The sequence below is a fragment of the Bradyrhizobium sp. LCT2 genome (assembly GCF_009931255.1).
Classification (GTDB): Bacteria; Pseudomonadota; Alphaproteobacteria; order Rhizobiales; family Xanthobacteraceae; genus Bradyrhizobium; species Bradyrhizobium diazoefficiens.
This window is the reverse complement of record NZ_CP034432.1, coordinates 1,740,137-1,756,493: the sequence shown is the minus strand read 5'-3', so window position 1 is coordinate 1,756,493 and position 16,357 is coordinate 1,740,137. Positions and strand designations below refer to the sequence as shown.

Below are 16,357 nucleotides of genomic sequence, written 5' to 3'. Positions count from 1 at the left end.
CGTCGCCTTCGGATCGGCCGGCGAAAGCAACTTCAGCACAATCCGACGAACGGTCGTCGGCAATGGTGACGAGCTGAGCGCAAGGAGAATGTGATGACCCCCAGCAGCATCGTTTCTCAGGTTGGTGAAGAGCGAACTCATTCGACAATGATGGCCTGGCGCGTGCACGAGTTTGGGCCGCCACAGGTCATGAAGTTCGAGCCGGTGGCACGACCCAAGCCCGGTCCTGGCGAGGTGCTGGTCAAAGTCGAAGCCGCTGGGGTCGGGCCATGGGATGGCTGGATCAGGGCCGGGAAGAGCGCCTTGCCGCAACCACTCCCCCTCACTCTGGGCTCGGATCTCTCCGGTGAAATCGTCTCGATCGGTCCCGGAGTCTCCGAACGGCGTGTGGGAGATCAGGTTTATGGTATTACGAATCCGCAGTTTGTCGGGGCCTACGCCGAGTACGCTCTCGCTTCTGCGGGCATGGTCTCTAATAAGCCAAGCTCGCTGACCCACGTTGAAGCCGCCTCCGTTCCTGTCATTGCCGTCACCGCATGGCAGGCGTTGTTTGATCACGCCCAGCTCAAAGCAGGTCAAACGGTGGTTGTTCACGGGGCGGCCGGCAACGTTGGATCCTATGCGGTTCAACTGGCCCGTCGCGCGGGTGTGCAAACCGTCGCAACCGTATCGACGGGCGATATTTCCGCCGTGCGCGACCTCGGCGCAAACACCTTGATTGATTACCGAACCCAGCGCTTTGAGAAAGAAGTGAAGGACGCGGACGCTGTTATTGATCTAGTCGGCGGCGAAACTCAAGAACGCTCATTCCAGGTCCTTCGTCGCGGCGGCAAGCTGATTTCGGCAGTGTCCCGCCCGGATCAGGATCTTGCAAAGCGCTACGGTGTTGAAGCCGCCTTCTTTTTGGTCAACGTCACGAGCCAATATCTGATGGAGATCGGTCGCTTGATCGATGATGGAAAGTTGCGAACAAACGTGGGGGCAGTCTTACCCCTCGGAGATGCGCGCGAGGCTCATTTGATGCTGGAACGCCTGCGGCCTCAGCCGAAAGGAAAGATCGTGCTCGACGTCGGAGCGAGTTGATCAACTTAGTTTCGTAGCTGCGCTCGCGCGTAACGCGCGGCCAAGCTCCACAGTAACTCTTGAAAGGACGCAACGATGACAACCCCAACTCTCGCCCATGCTCTCGTCATTCCCGATTCCTTACTCGCGAAAGAGGCGACAGATATCCTGCGCGAACATTCCACCGATCTGCTCTTTAATCACTCGATCCGCGTCTACCTGTTCGCGGTTGAGCAGGGTCGCCAGAGGAATCTGCGCTTCGACCGTGAGCTCCTTTACGTCGCTGCCGCATTTCACGATCTCGGCCTGATTAAGAAGTTCTCGAGTCCGGACGAGCGCTTCGAGGTTGATGGCGCAAATGCGGCCCGACAGTTTCTTAACACTCACAACATCGCTGAAGATCAGGTGCAGACCGTCTGGGAAGCAATCGCGCTGCATACCACCCCCGGCATCCCGAAGCATATGGGCCCCGAAGTGGCGCTTCTCAACTCCGGTGTGCTTCTCGATGTCATCGGGGTGGGATTCGATCAATTTCCCGCGGAGCTGCGCGAGGAAATCGTCGCCAAGTACCCGCGCACGAACTTCAAAGAAGGCTTCATTCAGGAGTATTTCGCCGGCTTTGCGCACAAGCCCGCAACGACGTATGGCACCGTCAACGCCGCCGTGTGCGAACGTTTCATCCCGGGCTTCAAGAGCCCGAATGCCTGCGACTTGATCGCTGCTTCGCCCTTTCCGGATTCGCCATCCCAAGGCTCAAGAACATGACACTGGCCTGTCCTGTGCTCCAGGAACTGAAGCCCGATCGCGCGCAAGCTACCGCCACCGGTTCGCTGGCCCCTCTCATTTGGCTGACGCTCGGCGCTTTTGCCATCGGCAGCGAGGGGTTCATGATCGCCGGGCTGCTCCCGGCCCTGGCGCGAGACCTGAACGTCGGTTTGCCCGCCGCCGGTCATCTGGTCACCGCCTTCTCCCTCGCTTATGCCATCGGCGCGCCGGTCATGGCCGTGTTGACCGCCGGGCTGGAGCGGCGTCGCCTGCTGGTCGTCGCCATGGGCGGCTTCGCCTTGGGCAACCTGCTCGCCGCGCTGGCGCCAGGCTACGCCGCACTGTTGGCCGCGCGGCTGCTGTTGGCCCTGTCCGCAGCAAGCTTCATGCCGGCGGCCAGTGGATATGCCGCCGCACTGGGCGGTCCGGGGCGGCGTGGCCGCGCCCTGTCCGCTATCACCACCGGGTTGACCCTGGCCATCATCGGCGGCGTGCCGTTGGGCGTGTTGGTGGGGCAGGGTTTCGGCTGGCGCGCCACCTTCTTCGGTGTGGCGGGGCTGGCGGTGTTCTCACTGTTCGGGATTCTCACCCGGCTGCCGTGCCAACGGCCTGGCGTCACGGCCGGCCTGGGTGCGCGTCTGGCGCTGGCCAAGCGTCGCGATATCCTGGGCGTGCTTGTGACCAACGTGCTGACCGTCGCCGGCACCTTTACGGTCTACACTTATCTCAGTGTCTTCATAGCCAGCGTCGCTGGCCTTGGCTCGCAGGCCCTGGCGCCGGTCCTGCTGGGCTTTGGCCTGGCCGGCGCGGTCGGCACCCAGCTCAGCGGCAGCGCGGCGGACCGTTGGGGCGCGCGCATGATCGCGATCGTTGCTGGTTGGCTTGCCCTGGTGGCCTACCTTGCGTTCTCGCTCAGCGCGGCACTCGGGCCGGCGCGGGCAATGCCGGTCCTGCTGCCAGCCATCCTGATTTGGGGTTTGGCCAGCTGGGGGCTCATAACGGCGCAGCAAGCGCGGCTGGTGGGGTTGGCTCCGGCACTCGCGCCGATCAGTCTCTCGATGAATTCCTCGGCGATCTACCTGGGCAGCGCGATGGGTGCCGCAGCGGGAGCTGTCGTCATTGCCAATGGCGCGATGGAGCGGCTCGGCTGGGCGGCTGCGGGATTCGGTCTGGCCGCGCTGTTATCGGTGCTGCTCAGCGGCGGCAGCAGATCAGGGCGAAACTGATGGCGACGGCGATGGCTTCACATCGGAAGCGTCACCATCGCTCATCAGCTCGGCCCTGCATCTTGGTTCCAACTAGTTTGCGCGAGCTCGTTAGAAGAGGAGTGCGATAATGTCGATCGGTGGATTTTCCTATCGGATTGGTGCGCTGTCAGACCCTCAAGATATGACAGCAAAAGTAGTCAGGAGAGCAATGCGAACGGCCTTCGTGCCGCTGATAGCGTTAGCGATCGCCTCGGGAGCTTCACCCGCGATCGCGCAGGAGCGGGAGCAGGTGAAAGTCGCGTTCGAGCACGCACTGCCGAATGTCGAAGGAAAGAAAATAGTTGCTGTGACGGTGACCTATCCGCCCGGAGGCGAATCGCTGGCTCATCACCACGCAGCCTCGGCATTTATCTACGCCTATGTGTTATCCGGGGCCATCCGCAGCCAAGTCGGCGATGACCCCGCCAAGGTCTATCACGTAGGCGAAGGGTTTTACGAAATGCCCGGCTCACATCACACCATCAGCGAGAACGCCAGCGACAAGGAGCCCGCCAGATTACTGGCAGTCTTCGTCGTCGATTCCAAGGACGGGCCCTTGACGAGGCCAGACAAGGGGCCGTGATCACGAAAATTGCGCGACGAGCGCGCCCCTGGCCGTGATGCTCATCGAGGAACTGCAGCGGCTACTAGTAGGCGGCTGTGCCGAGTCAACCGGTAGACGTTTCGTTGTTGCTTCGCTGGTCGCGCCGAGCCTTTTGCAGTCTCCGGAACTAGTTGCATAATGGGGCGCTAGACTGGAGAGACAAAGAGGTGCCGGTACAAGCTGTCGCAATCGTCGTCTGTGAGGGGGTCCAGGCGCTAGACGTGGCTGGGCCGATGGATGTGTTCAGTGAGGCGAACGCGTTTCTCGACAGCGCGGACCGCTATGAAACGGTATTGGTTGCTGCTCACCGCAATCCGCTGCGCGCGTCGAACGGCATACGCATGGTCGCCGACCTGACCTTCGATGAGGCGGCTGGTGGCTTCGACATCGTTCTGGTGGCTGGCACTCCGACGCCATCGGAAACGGAGCCCGAACCGTGCCTGCTTCGGTGGGTCAAGGAGCTGCCGTGGCGCTCCAGCGTCTATGGATCGATCTGCACAGGGGCTTTTGTGCTCGGCTATGCCGGCCTCCTCGACGATCGGCGAGTCACGACCCATTGGCAGGATGCACAGGCACTGGCGGCCAGGTTTCCGAAGGCGAAAGTCGAACCGGACTTGATCTATGTGCGGGATGGACGGCTGATCACCGCGGCTGGTGTAACTGCGGGGATAGATTTGGGCTTGGCGCTCGTCGGGCAGCGGCACGGCGCCGAAACGGCGCTCAAGGTCGCCAAGCGGCTGGTCGTTGTTGCCCAGCGCCAGGGCGGACAATCGCAGTTCAGCCCCTATCTCACGGCACCTGCCGATCCGGACTCGCCAATCGCACGCATCCAGGACCATGTCATGGCCAATATTGGGGATCGCCACACGTTGGAGTCGCTTGCGGCTGTGGCCGGCATGAGCCCCCGGAATCTGGCTCGGCATTTCGGACAGGTGACCGGGACCACACCGCACGAATTCATCGAGCGCGCCCGCGTTGATACCGCGCGCATGATGCTGGAAGCAAGCGATCGGCCGCTGAAGGCCATTGCCTTCGATTGCGGCTTCGGATCTGCGGATCGGATGAGGATTGTCTTCAGCACCCGTCTCGGCGTGACCCCTGTCCAATATCGCGCCAGCTTCCGGCGAGCAGAACCGGAATAGTTCGCGAGCTATCGAAGACGAAACTGCGGGCTCAACTGCCCTGAAGCTCCAAGCGGCGCTTTGTCAGGAAATGACGTACGGCTGTCCTGATCCGTAGCATCCCGCTTGTTGTCCGGAGCAGAGCTCTGTTGCCTAATCCCCACCAGCCCGTTATCCAACCGAGGAGATCGCTCCATGTCCGAAATCATCGCCGGCATTCGCGTGCCTGACAGCGCCATCGCGCGCGCAGCCACGCAGCTCGTGCGCGATACCGAAGACGACCTGCTCTACAATCATAGTCGCCGTGTCTTCCTGTGGGGCGCGCTCACGGGCGAGCGCCGCGGGCTGAAATTCGACCCGGAGCTGCTTTACCTCGGCGCCATGTTCCACGACATGGGGCTCACCGAGAAATATTCGAGCCCCGATCTACGCTTCGAGGTCGACGGCGCCAATGCCGCCCGCAAATTCATGAAAAGCTACGGCGTGCCCGAGCGTGACATCGAGGACGTCTGGACTGCCATCGCGCTCCACACCACGCCCGGAATCCCCGAGCACATGCGTCCGACCATCGCGCTGGTGACCGCCGGTGTGGAGATGGACGTGCTCGGTATCGCCTATCACGACTTCACGCACGAACAGCGCGACCATGTCTGCGTTCATCATCCGCGAGAGACGAATTTCAAGGAGAACATCATCGGTCACTTCGCCAACGGAATTATCAAGAAACCGCTGACGACGTTCGGAAACGTGAAGGCCGACGTCCTCGCGCTGAAGGACATGAACTATGTCCGTCAGAACTTCTGCTCGATCATCCTTGGCTCAGCTTGGCCGAACTGACCCCTCGTTGCCGCGAACCAGAGAGGCTGCATGAGGATGCAGAGTCCTGGCGGGACCTTGGGGTCTGCTTTGCTTGGAGTGCTGGAAAACGTGCAGGTTCCCAACAGCACCGTTGTCACCAAGCGGCCGGTTTCGCCTATATTATTCGCGCAGATGAAACCGGCAGGACGAAGCGGAGTCTTTCCGTCGCTTGCCAACCAGGGGAAGTGGCTCAAGCTTGCGGAGCCCTCACATCGGCTCCGAGCCTTGCATCCGGCTACTTAGGTGCTTGCAGCGCCGCCTCTGGTTCTGAGACGATGTCGTGAAGGAGACCGAGCGGCGAGCGGATCGGTCACCTCGCGCTCCATCGGGCGGTAGCGCATGATCTGATCTTCGAGCTGTTGGTTGCAAATGTAGCTTGATCGCCATTTCGCCCTCCAGCCATGGAGCGTTATCACTGGGAACTGGTGGGTGGCGGGAATTTGGTCCCCCTTTGGCGTTGATAGCGCCGCCAAGCTTCGCCGGGAGGCCGGAGAGGAGGCGGAACGCCGGGGCCGCAGCGCGCCGCTTGCCCAGCGCACCGAAGCTGGCCTGACACTGGAGCCGCCTTGTTCCGGGTCACGGAGCCGCGACCGCATCTGCAAATGCCGCATTAGGGATTTGCGAAAACCGCATTTGTGGATGTTCTTCCCGGGCCGTATAAATTCGCAGCTTCTTCCTCCCATTGAAGAGGCTCTCATGAACACGTTACATACGTGGCTTTCGCAACAGCACCACGGGTTGCAAACCTTCCGCGAATTTCAGCAAAGACTCTACGAAGCGTGCAAGGACCAGCCTGACCAACAGGGTTTGTGTCGGCTGCTTAATACCGTCGTCGACAACTATGTTGATACCTTCGACGAAGAGCCACTACCGGTCGCGGTCGCCGACCATGCCTATCAGCGTCTACTCGATCTGGTGGCTGACATAGATTTCAGTGCAAGCGCCGAGCAGCGCCTCGCCACTATCAACCGTGTGGCAACCAGCGATTTGCTGCACTAGAGGGCGATGCGCGCCGGGATGCCCCATCTGGAGCGTCTGGTGCTGGCTGAAATATTTGACGGCAGGTCTCATTTTCAGATTTTCATGCAATCGCCGAAAAAACGCCGTGCTGTTCCTCGCCAGCGATGCGTCGAGCTACATGCTTGGATCGGAAATGGTTGTCGATGGAGGGTTTCGCCGAACTTTGATCGGCTGCCCTGCCATGGATTCGCTGAATTGCGTTGAGCGATCCAATAGCTGGTGCATAGCCAGTTGCCGGCGCCGGTCGAGCAGACATTCCATCCGAGTTCGGCGGCGCCCTGAGCAACCTCGAAACCGACCGAGATTGATGCCCGAATCGGCCGAACAGGTGGTACACGGCGGTGGTCACAAATTCCGACCGGCCTTTCTAGGAATCCTTATTTTTCGGCAGTTTCGGCGGCTTCGCGGCATAGGGGAGGAGAGTCCCACTATCTCCGCCAGCCCGACATTTGACGGTCCCATAAGAGTGCAACAACTATCGAAGAAGCAGACGGGTCAGCCCTCTGCGGCTAACAGCATTTCCTCCGTGGCGACCTCATACGGAATGTGGTAAGCATCATCTCGTGGCGCCCCGCAAGAGTGCCACACAAAAACAGATCGCCGGGTCGAAAAGTACAATAAAATCAATATCAACCAGGATTGCCGCCTCAGTTCAATCCTGTCTGGCAGCACCATTCTCTGGGTCAAATCACGCACAGATCGGCATTCTCGCGGCATGCAGTGCCCGAGTTTTGTTCTCACCTTGACCCTCTTTAAGCGAAGAGGGCGCAGGGAAGGCCGGGTGCCGGCTGGCACCCACGATCCGCTGCGCGAAGAATTTGCACACGCAAATGCGCAGGCGGGACAACAGGTGGGCCGGAAAACACCCGGCCTTCCCTGCGCGATGGGTTGACGGCGTATGCGCGCTCTCCCCGGAGCCGAGTTCCTTCTGGCCTCCGTCACCTTGCGAATTGGCGATGCCCGAGACCCGGTCGAGCCCCGATTCATCTCCGCAAGGCTTGACCGTAGCAACGACGGTCAGGACCACGCGCTTTTGCCGTACGCAGCTTCACCCTGCTCCGCCCAAAGGGCATCGCGAAGGCGTTGGCGCCGTCCGTCTGCACGCAGCAGGACCTCACGAGGTTCATCTCGCCCTGGTCCCCCCTTCGCGTGCCCGACGCAGCCGCGTCCACCGCACCCCGATCCACGTTCGTTACGACGTACGATCGCCCCTCTCCGAGGACCGGGATGGCGAGACAATGCCGCAATTCCGAATTTCGGTAAAGTGGAATATTTTTGCAAGGGAGGGTTGACGGATTTTTGCGGGAGGCAGGTGTTTTGCCCGACGGGCAAATTGGCGAGCACGGAGACACAAGCCCGACGACACTCCGCAGACCTGATGCCGAGGTTCTTACCTGTTGGTCCGCGCAAGTAAGGTTAATTCTTCCTTTCGATTGTCGGTAAAGTTTTATCTATTATCGTCTTTGTCATTCATAACGAACCCGAGGCTCCGATAGTGTTTGCGTGTTGCCTGATCGTGACTGGGACTGTGCTGCTTCTGTCCGGCTTGGTTGCCTTCGGCTTTCACAGAAACTCGCTGCACTCAATGGCGCTGCTCTAGCCGCACCAGCCTTGGTAGAGCGAAGCGAAACCCATCGGCGTCTTGCTCGGTGTCGAAACATGATGGGTTTCGCTTCGCTCTACCCATCCTACGCATGATCAGCTGTCTTCACCCACCTGATGCCCAGCAAAGCGATCATCCGCACGGCGCAGCCGGCGGCAAAGCTCGCGGTTGATGTTCTGCAGGACGATCACGTAGGCGTGGATATCGGCCTTGTAGCAGGCGTAGAGTTTTTGAGCCGTCAGCTCGTACAGCACCGTCGAGCCCTCCGCGACCACAGTGGCGGAGCGGTTTTGCATTTCGATCAGCGTCATCTCGCCGAAGAAATCCCCTCGCTCCAGAATGGAAATCGGGATGACGCTTCCCGAAGTCGCCCGTTTGCTCACCGCCAGCCGGCCGGATCTGACGATGAACATCGAGCGTCCCGGCTCGCCTTCCGCCACGACAGTCGCGCCGGCTTCGAAGCGGCACTCGACCAGCATCGACATCAGGAGGTCGAGACCTGTGTCCGAAAGACCGCCGAAGAACGGCGTCGCGAGCAGGAACGCTTTCAGATCGGGGGCACGGGCAACCATCGCGCGAGGATAAGCTTCGTTGCCTTCTGCGGCAAGCAGAGCAGACGACGCCGAACGTGTTGAAACAAAGCGGCCTGCAGATCGCGATCAATTCCATCCGGCTCACTGCCGCGCAATGCTCTCGCCGCGCAGCGTCCTTCGCTTTCGCCAAACCTGAAGGTCAACCATGGCTTTCACGGTTGCCGCGAGGACGAGCGCGCAAAGCGCCGCCTTCGAGATCGTCTCCATCGTTCCCTCGATCAGCAGGCAATGGACCGCGCTGCCTGCGACGATGACGATCGCGAGAGGCATATGAACGAAACGCCACGTTCGCGGCCGCAGTCCCAAGCGCCGGCGCAGTAGAGCCAGGAGCGCGACGATGAAGATGGCCCACATGGCGATCACGCCAAAAGGCGAGAACGGCGTCGGCGACGAGAAAGTCAGGGCGTCGATCATGTCGGGGGGACTGGTGATCCAGAGGCCGGCGACATGGATCACGATCGCCGCGGCCAGCGCGCCGCCGATCCAGTGATGCGCGCGACGTCCGCGATAGGCCGAGAACCCCGGCAAATATCCGCCGATCAGCAGAGGCTGAACCAGCACGAGACCGAGGGCAAAGATCCCGGCGAATCCGGCAAGGATATAGACCGGACCGCGCCATGCGAGCTGCTCGCTTCCTGCGGCAGCAGCGATCGGCACGCCAATGGCCGAAGCCAAGGCGCCCCAGATCAGGATCACCCGGGCCAATTTCCACCCCGTCGTTCGCAATTCGCTCAGGCCGGCTGCAGAACGAAGTGCGCCTCGAGGCTGGTTTCCTTTGCGCTCCGCATCACCGGCCGCAGGAAGACGGTCATGAATTCACCGCTGTCATAGGCGAGGTGACCGTGCGGCTGGCCGAAGATCGGAATGATCTGAGGCATCTCGAGCCGGAACTTGCCGTCCTTGTCGGTGAGCGTGGCGCCATGGCTCTGCGGCTCGTGCTCCTGTCCTTCGACCGTGTGCGCCCAGATCTGGATGCGCCGCCCGGCCAGCGGAGCGCCGTCACCGGCGCGGCGGACGGTGCCGCTCATCCAGAAGCCGCCCTTGCCGATGCGGTCCACGATCGCCGCGCCCTTGCGGTAGTTGTTCGCCCCGCCCGACATCGTCTCGGTCGGCGCGAGTCCGTCCGCGCGGGCCGGCAGCAGGAGCCCGGGAACGCCGGCCGCCAAAACTCCGGTTGCGAGAACGGAGCCACCGGCGGCGAGGAGGTTGCGGCGGTTGAGTACGACCATGGTCATGTCGATTCCTCCTGGCGACCGTTCAGTCGCTCTGCCAAGCATACAACAACACGCACGAGACGCCCAGTTGCGACAAAGGGCGCCATAGGTCGCAATAACAGTGTTGTGAACGGAGGCGCAGGCCGCTCAGACAGCCTCGTGGGATGGGTTGAGCGAAGCGAAACCCATCGAGGCTTTGTTCGACGACGAAACATGATGGGGTTTCGCAAGTGCTCTACCCATCCTACGCGCTATTCAGCCACGCTTGCCCTTTTGTCGTTCAAGGCGGAGCCTTTGTGCTCTCATACGTTTTATCTCTTCATTGAGAGCGTCGGTTTTTTCATCAAGGCGTGAATTCTCTGATTTCGGCTCGTCGCGCTGACGTATCTTTTCGAGCGCTTTCTCAACCGAGAGCTTGGTCGGATTGGCCATCGTACCTCTCCAGGAAGGAAATCGAAGCAACCAATGTCGGAAGTGAAAATGAAGCCAGGTTTTGAATGTTGACGTAAATCAAACCTGCGCTGGGAGTCCGCTGGGTCAAAAACGCTATCTGGCAGTTCGCCGGTCACCCGCGACAATTCCGAATGGCATCGTTGCGCCGGTGTCCGATCGACACTGCAACGCTAACATTCGGGCTGGCAGGTACTACATATGGAGCCCCGGCGCATATCGCCCTCCACCCGGACCCCCACGCATGATCCCCTTCTCCGTGCTCGACCTCGCTCCCATCCGCCAGGGTGGCGACGCCGCGCAGGCGTTTCGCAATTCGCTTGATCTTGCCCAGCACGCCGAGGCCTGGGGCTACAAGCGGTTCTGGCTGGCCGAGCATCACAACATGACGGGGATTGCGAGCGCGGCGACGTCCGTGGTGATCGGGCATGTCGCGGGCGGGACGAAGACGATCCGTGTCGGCTCCGGCGGCGTCATGCTGCCGAACCATTCGCCGCTGGTCATCGCCGAGCAGTTCGGCACGCTGGAGTCGCTCTATCCGGGACGGATCGATCTCGGGCTCGGGCGGGCGCCGGGCACCGACCAGTTCACAGCAAGGGCGCTGCGGCGTGACCTCGCCACCACGTCCGAGAATTTTCCGCATGACGTGCTGGAATTGCAGGCGTTGCTCGGCGATGTGCAACCGAACCAGACGATCCGCGCCGTGCCCGGCGTGGGGACCAAGGTGCCGCTGTGGATCCTCGGCTCGAGCACGTTTGGCGCGCAGCTCGCGGCGATGCTCGGCCTGCCCTTCGCCTTCGCCTCGCATTTCGCGCCACAGATGATGATGCCGGCGCTGCGCGAGTATCGCGCGCGTTTCGAGCCCTCGGCGCAGCTCGACAGGCCCTATGCGATGGTCGGTGTCAACGTGTTCGCGGCGGAGAGCGACGCCGAGGCGCAGCGCATGTTCTCCTCGCTGCAGCAGCAGTTCATCAATCTGCGCCGCGGCACGCCCGGCCCGCTGCCGCCGCCGGTCGACGACATGGACGCGCTGTGGTCGCCGGCGGAGAAGGCCATGGTCGGCCAGTCGCTGTCCTGCTCCGCGGTCGGCTCGCCCACCCTGGTCGAAGAGAAGCTGAAGGCGCTGATCGCCGAGACCGGCGCGGACGAATTGATGACCACCGGCCAGATCTACGACCACGCCGCCCGGCTGCGCTCGTTCGAGATCGCGGCCGAGGTGCGCGGCCGGCTGGCGGCGCAACCGGCCCGGTGATCAAGGCATCACACGGCCGAGCCAGGTATGGCCGATCCTCACGCCTCGCGGATCGCGTTCATGAAGCTGGCGAGTTTCGCGCAGGTTGCAGTTACAGCATTGACGTCCTACACTCGGTGCCTGGAAGGGTAGCGTAGCGCCGATCCCTCAAGGACTGATCGTAGGCCGCCGATGGACGTGGTCCGCAGTCGAGCATTCGATTTCGTCGAGACGGTGCGGCAGCTTCCTGATGTCGCGAGCATTCTGGATGCGATGAGCCGCACGCTCGGCCAGCACGGCTTCGACTATTTCTGCAGCTCCTATGTCGCCCCGCTGTCGACCGAATCGCCGCGCGAGGCGGTTCTCGCCGAACGGTTGCCGGCCGGCTTTCTCGATATGTATTCCGAGGCGCAGTATGTGTGGCACGATCCCGCGCTGCGTTATTGCAGGACAACACTTCAGCCGTTCCGCTGGTTCAGGGAAGCGCCGTACGATCCGGAACGGGAGCCGCGCGCCGTCGAGCTCGTGCGACGCGCCCGCGACTTCGGCATGGTGGATGGCGTGGTGATCCCGGTCATCTCGCCGACGGGCCGCACCGGCCAGGTGTGGTTCGGCGGCGCCGAGATCGATCTGCCGGAGCGCGATCTCCCGGCGCTCCACCTCATGGCGCTTTACGCCTTCGACCGGGTGCTGAAGCTGCGCGGCCTGCCCGCGGCTCCGCAGCACGCACTGTCCTTGCGCGAGCGCGAGGTGCTGACGCTGGCGGCCGTCGGACGATCCAGCGATGAGATCGCCGACGCCCTGGCCATCACGGGACGCACAGTGAAGGCGCACATCAAGAGCTGCTGCAAGAAGCTCGGCGCAGCCACCCGCACGCAGGCCGTGATGATCGCCATGCGCGACCGGATCATCTCGCCCTGAGGTGCCAGGCCCGATCGCGACCGGAGTCGATCAGTCGGCAAAGCCGAACAGCTTTGCCGGATTGTGCACCAGGATCTTTTCCAACTCCGCCTGGTCCGCCGCGTAGCGGTACATCAGCTCGAGCAGGTCGGCATCGTTGGGCGGCTGCTTGACGGAGACCGGATGCGGCCAGTCGCTGGCCCAGACGCAGCGGTCGCTTGCTGCCTCGATATAGGCGCGCGCGATCGGGATCACGTCGTCGTAGGGCGGGCCGGCCTTCGAGGTCTTCTCGCCGAGCGACAGCATCACCCAGAAATTGCCCTTCTTGAGCAGCTCCAGCATCTTGCGCAGGTTCGGATCGTCCTTGCCGGCTTGCGGATCGGGGCGCGCCATGTGGTCGATCAGCACGGGAACGTCGAGATTCTCGTACTTCGCGACGCTGGAGACGATACCGTCCTTCTCCGGCTGGATCTTGACGTACCAGCCGAGCTCGCGGATGCGGGCGATGGCGCGGGCGAAATCGGCATCCGACAGCACGGCGCCGAGTTCCTGGCGGAAGCTGAAGCGCGCGCCGCGGACGCCGGCGTCATGCAGCTTTGCGAGATAGGAATCGTTCGCCTCGGCAAACACCAGCGCGTTGGCACAGCCGCGGTAGTTCGGACCCATCGCCGCGAGGGCGTCGAGCACGACGGCATGATCTGCGCCATAGGTCGTGGTCTGCACGATGATGCCGCGCTCGATGCCGAGCGCCTTGTGCATACGCAGCGCCGCTTCCCAGGTCGCGGTCGGCATTCGATAGGCCGCGCCGGGGCGCTCCGGATATTTCTCGATGGGCCCCAGCACGTGGAACTGGCTGTCGATGGTCCTCAGTGGCGGCGCCTTGACCGGGCGGCGCGGGTTGGGGTCGAACGGCAGATAAGTCGGCATGCGCAAATCTCCTTCAGTCGATCACGGCGGTGAAGTCGCACTGCACCAGCGCGCCGCCGTCCATATTGTCCATCGGCAGCGCGTGGCGCGCCGGGCGCGAATGCTCGTCCGGAAACATCTTGAGCCACTCGACATTGACGGGCCCGCGCTGCGAGCGGTCCTTCAGCCACACCGTCATCTTGATGATGTCGTCGGTGGTGCCGCCGGCGGCCTCCACCGTCGCCTTCATGTGCGCGAACATGTTGGCGCATTGCGCGTCGAGACTCACGGGCATCGCGCCGGCCGCATCGCGGCCAAGGATGACGCCCGACATCACGAGATTGCCGATGCGGCAAGCGTTCGGAATCGGATTGGCGTGCTTGAAGCCGCCGATGTGGATGCTCTTGCGCCGTGTCATGGTGCGCTCCCTCTTGTGTGTTGGTTCAGACGAACTGGCACGACACCGAGCCGAACGCGCCGTAGTCGGCGTGGAACGTGTCGCCGCGGCGGATGTCCACCGGCCGCGTGAACGATCCCGCCAGCACCACCTCGCCGGCCCTGAGATATTCGTCATGCGGCGCGAGCCGGTTGGCGAGCCAGGCGATGCCGTTGGCGGGATGATTGAGCACGCCGGCGGCAAGCCCGGTCTCCTCGACCTCGCCGTTGCGGAACAGCAGCGCGCCGATCCAGCGCAGATCCGCATCCATCGGGCGGAACGGCCGGCCACCGAGCACCAGCGCGGCGTTCGCGGCGTTGTCCGAGATCGTGTCCATGACCTTTCGCGTCTTGCCCGTTTCAGGATCGACGCGGTGCATGCGCGTCTCCAAGATCTCCAGCGCCGGCGTCACGTAGTCGGCGGCGTTGAGCACGTCGAAGATGGTGCAGTCGGGCCCGCGCAGCGGCGCCTTCAGCACGAAGGCGAGCTCGACCTCGATTCGTGGCGCGTGGAAGCGGTCGAACGGAATGGGCGTGGCGTCGGCATAGAACATGTCGGCGAACAGCACGCCGTAGTCGGGCTCGGAGATGCCGACCGCGTTCTGCATCGCCTTCGAGGTCAGGCCGATCTTGTGGCCCTTGATGACGCGCCCTCGCCCGAGCTGGAGTTTCGTCCAGGCGCGCTGGATGGCGTAGGCGTCCTCGATCGTGAGGCCGGGATATTCTTTCGAGAACATCGGGATCAGCGCCTTGGTGCGCTCGGCCTCGTCCAGGCGCGCGGCAAGACGTTCGATCGTGGCGGCATCCAGCATGGTCTATTGCTCCGCAGCCACGGTGTTGCGCAGCACGCCGATGCGGCTCGACTCGACCTCGACGACGTCGCCGACTTTCAGCCAGCGCGGCGGATCGAAGCGCGCGCCCGCCCCGGTCGGCGTACCCGTCACGATCATGTCGCCGGGCTTCAGGGTGGCGAAGGTCGAGAGATAGGAGATCAGGAAGTCGAACGGAAACATCAGCCGCTCGGTGGTGTCCTGCTGCCGCACCTCCCCGTTGACGCGCGTGGTGATGTCATGAGGTCCGCGCGGGTCGAGCTCGTCCGCCGTGACGATCCACGGGCCGATGCTGCCGGAGCGGTCGAAATTCTTGCCTTGGGTGACGTTGAACTTGCCGTGGCGCAGCCAGTCGCGGATCGTGCCTTCGTTGCACAGCGTCATGCCGAAGATGTGCGACCACGCCTTCTCGCGTGGGATGTGGCGGCCTTCCTGCCCGATCACAATCACGAGCTCGCCTTCATAGTCGAGCTGATCCGAGACTTTGGGCTTCTCCAGCGGCTGGCCGGAGCCTGTCATCGACGACATGCTGCGCACGAACAGGCTCGGATATTTGGGCAGATCCGAATTGTCTTTATATTCGGCGTTGCGCTCGGCGTAGTTGACGCCGATGCACCAGAGCTTTTCCGGCGCCAGCACCGGCGGCAGCAGGACGAGATCATCGAGCGCGTAGTCCGGTTGCTGATCGGCGATCACTTCCTGCGCGTCCGCCAGCGCATTGGCCGCGATCAGCGCCTTCACGTCGGAGAAGTCGCGGCCGATCCGCCGGGTCAGATCGACCACGCCGCCCGCGACGGCCGCGCCGTAGCGCGCCTCGCCGTCCAAGAGATAGCTCAGGAGTCGCATTGTGGTTTTCTCCAATGGTCTTGGGCACAAGGGCCGCGATGGGCCGCGCGCTCAGTCGGTCGATTTGGGAGTTTGAAAGACGGTGTTCAGCGTCACGATCTCGCCGAGGCGGGCGTAGCGCGGCCCGCCGATGCGCGCGATCGGATCGAGCGCCCGGGTCTCGACCTTGCCGTTTTCCACGAGGCCGTCGCGAATGTGGAACATCACGACCTCGCCGACGATCAGCCGGCTGCGCGCGTCGCCGAATTCGAGGCACTGCCGGAAGCGGCACTCCATCGCGACAGGTGCGGCCGCGAGCCGCGGCACCTTGATGCGCTCGCAGCTAAGCGTCTCCAGGCCGAGCTCCGCGACCTCGCTGACTTCAGGCGGGTGCTCGATCGAGCTGTCGTGCACCGCAGACATCAGCGGGGTATCGGCGATGTGGATGACGTATTCCTCGGTGTCGAGGATGTTGTGCGCGGTGTCCTTGTAGTCCGCGCCCTTGCGGCCGACGCTGATGGCGAGCATCGGCGGCTTCTGCGAGACGAAGGTGAAGGCGCTGAAGGGCGCGAGGTTGAGCACCCCGGAGCGCGACAGGCTCGTCACCCAGGCGATCGGGCGCGGCACCACGATGCCGGTCATCAGCCGGTAGATGCGCTCCGCGCCGAGCTCGGTGGGATCGATCCGCATTGC

Annotated in this window: 18 protein-coding genes; 9 read left to right on the top strand and 9 right to left on the bottom strand. The window is 62.8% G+C overall.

Annotation, left to right across the window (positions count from 1 at the left end; translation table 11 throughout):
• Positions 1-93: 93 nt before the first annotated feature.
• From EI171_RS08900 to EI171_RS08870, 7 genes are all read left to right on the top strand, one after another.
• Complete coding sequence (locus tag EI171_RS08900) at positions 94-1,083, top strand: NADP-dependent oxidoreductase (RefSeq protein WP_202633119.1); 990 nt, start codon at positions 94-96, stop codon at positions 1,081-1,083.
• A 75-nt stretch (positions 1,084-1,158) separates the two neighbouring features.
• Positions 1,159-1,827: an HD domain-containing protein gene (locus EI171_RS08895; protein ID WP_161533130.1), complete on the top strand. Its 669-nt coding sequence runs from the start codon at positions 1,159-1,161 to the stop codon at positions 1,825-1,827.
• Complete coding sequence (locus EI171_RS08890) at positions 1,824-3,053, top strand: MFS transporter (RefSeq protein WP_161533129.1); 1,230 nt, start codon at positions 1,824-1,826, stop codon at positions 3,051-3,053. The genes EI171_RS08895 and EI171_RS08890 overlap by 4 nt, the downstream gene beginning before the upstream one ends.
• A 190-nt stretch (positions 3,054-3,243) precedes the next feature.
• The gene (locus tag EI171_RS08885) at positions 3,244-3,657 is read left to right on the top strand and encodes a cupin domain-containing protein (protein WP_161536945.1); all 414 of its coding nucleotides are present in this window, start codon (positions 3,244-3,246) and stop codon (positions 3,655-3,657) included.
• Positions 3,658-3,845: 188 nt separating this feature from the next.
• Positions 3,846-4,820: a GlxA family transcriptional regulator gene (locus EI171_RS08880; RefSeq protein ID WP_028160452.1), complete on the top strand. Its 975-nt coding sequence runs from the start codon at positions 3,846-3,848 to the stop codon at positions 4,818-4,820.
• A 174-nt stretch (positions 4,821-4,994) separates the two neighbouring features.
• Positions 4,995-5,636 carry an HD domain-containing protein gene (locus EI171_RS08875; protein WP_161533128.1) on the top strand — a complete coding sequence of 214 codons (642 nt, stop codon included), beginning with the start codon at positions 4,995-4,997 and terminating at the stop codon, positions 5,634-5,636.
• 717 nt (positions 5,637-6,353) lie between these two features.
• Entirely contained in the window at positions 6,354-6,656 is a 303-nt protein-coding gene (locus EI171_RS08870) for a hypothetical protein (protein ID WP_161533127.1), read from the top strand.
• Positions 6,657-8,375: 1,719 nt separating this feature from the next.
• On the opposite strand, the gene EI171_RS08865 is transcribed toward EI171_RS08870, so the two are convergent.
• The 4 genes from EI171_RS08865 to EI171_RS44610 all read right to left on the bottom strand — a co-directional run bounded on the left by EI171_RS08865 (position 8,376) and on the right by EI171_RS44610 (position 10,519).
• Positions 8,376-8,852 (bottom strand): cyclic nucleotide-binding domain-containing protein, encoded by a 477-nt coding sequence (locus EI171_RS08865; protein ID WP_161533126.1) that lies wholly within the window; start codon positions 8,850-8,852, stop codon positions 8,376-8,378.
• A gap of 102 nt (positions 8,853-8,954) precedes the next feature.
• Positions 8,955-9,569 (bottom strand): ferric reductase-like transmembrane domain-containing protein, encoded by a 615-nt coding sequence (locus tag EI171_RS08860; RefSeq protein ID WP_161536944.1) that lies wholly within the window; start codon positions 9,567-9,569, stop codon positions 8,955-8,957.
• Positions 9,570-9,604: 35 nt separating this feature from the next.
• Positions 9,605-10,108, bottom strand: a complete 504-nt coding sequence (locus EI171_RS08855) for a Twin-arginine translocation pathway signal (protein ID WP_161533125.1) — start codon at positions 10,106-10,108, stop codon at positions 9,605-9,607.
• Between the two features lie 234 nt (positions 10,109-10,342).
• Complete coding sequence (locus EI171_RS44610; protein WP_166466027.1) at positions 10,343-10,519, bottom strand: hypothetical protein; 177 nt, start codon at positions 10,517-10,519, stop codon at positions 10,343-10,345.
• A gap of 262 nt (positions 10,520-10,781) precedes the next feature.
• Between EI171_RS44610 and EI171_RS08850 the strand changes: the two genes are divergently transcribed.
• Positions 10,782-11,789 carry an LLM class flavin-dependent oxidoreductase gene (locus EI171_RS08850; protein WP_161533124.1) on the top strand — a complete coding sequence of 336 codons (1,008 nt, stop codon included), beginning with the start codon at positions 10,782-10,784 and terminating at the stop codon, positions 11,787-11,789.
• A 171-nt stretch (positions 11,790-11,960) separates the two neighbouring features.
• Complete coding sequence (locus EI171_RS08845; protein ID WP_161533123.1) at positions 11,961-12,689, top strand: LuxR family transcriptional regulator; 729 nt, start codon at positions 11,961-11,963, stop codon at positions 12,687-12,689.
• A 30-nt stretch (positions 12,690-12,719) separates the two neighbouring features.
• Here EI171_RS08845 and EI171_RS08840 read toward each other — a convergent pair whose 3' ends face one another.
• The 5 genes from EI171_RS08840 to EI171_RS08820 are packed head-to-tail and all read right to left on the bottom strand — an operon-like array spanning position 12,720 to position 16,354.
• On the bottom strand, positions 12,720-13,595 hold the full coding sequence (locus EI171_RS08840) for an amidohydrolase (protein ID WP_161533122.1): 876 nt from the start codon (positions 13,593-13,595) through the stop codon (positions 12,720-12,722).
• A gap of 13 nt (positions 13,596-13,608) precedes the next feature.
• The gene (locus EI171_RS08835; RefSeq protein ID WP_011084059.1) at positions 13,609-13,992 is read right to left on the bottom strand and encodes a RidA family protein; all 384 of its coding nucleotides are present in this window, start codon (positions 13,990-13,992) and stop codon (positions 13,609-13,611) included.
• Between the two features lie 25 nt (positions 13,993-14,017).
• The gene (hpaH, locus tag EI171_RS08830; protein WP_161533121.1) at positions 14,018-14,821 is read right to left on the bottom strand and encodes a 2-oxo-hept-4-ene-1,7-dioate hydratase; all 804 of its coding nucleotides are present in this window, start codon (positions 14,819-14,821) and stop codon (positions 14,018-14,020) included.
• 3 nt (positions 14,822-14,824) lie between these two features.
• Positions 14,825-15,685: a fumarylacetoacetate hydrolase family protein gene (locus EI171_RS08825; protein WP_011084057.1), complete on the bottom strand. Its 861-nt coding sequence runs from the start codon at positions 15,683-15,685 to the stop codon at positions 14,825-14,827.
• 51 nt (positions 15,686-15,736) lie between these two features.
• Entirely contained in the window at positions 15,737-16,354 is a 618-nt protein-coding gene (locus EI171_RS08820) for a flavin reductase family protein (RefSeq protein ID WP_028173662.1), read from the bottom strand.
• Positions 16,355-16,357 lie beyond the last annotated feature (3 nt).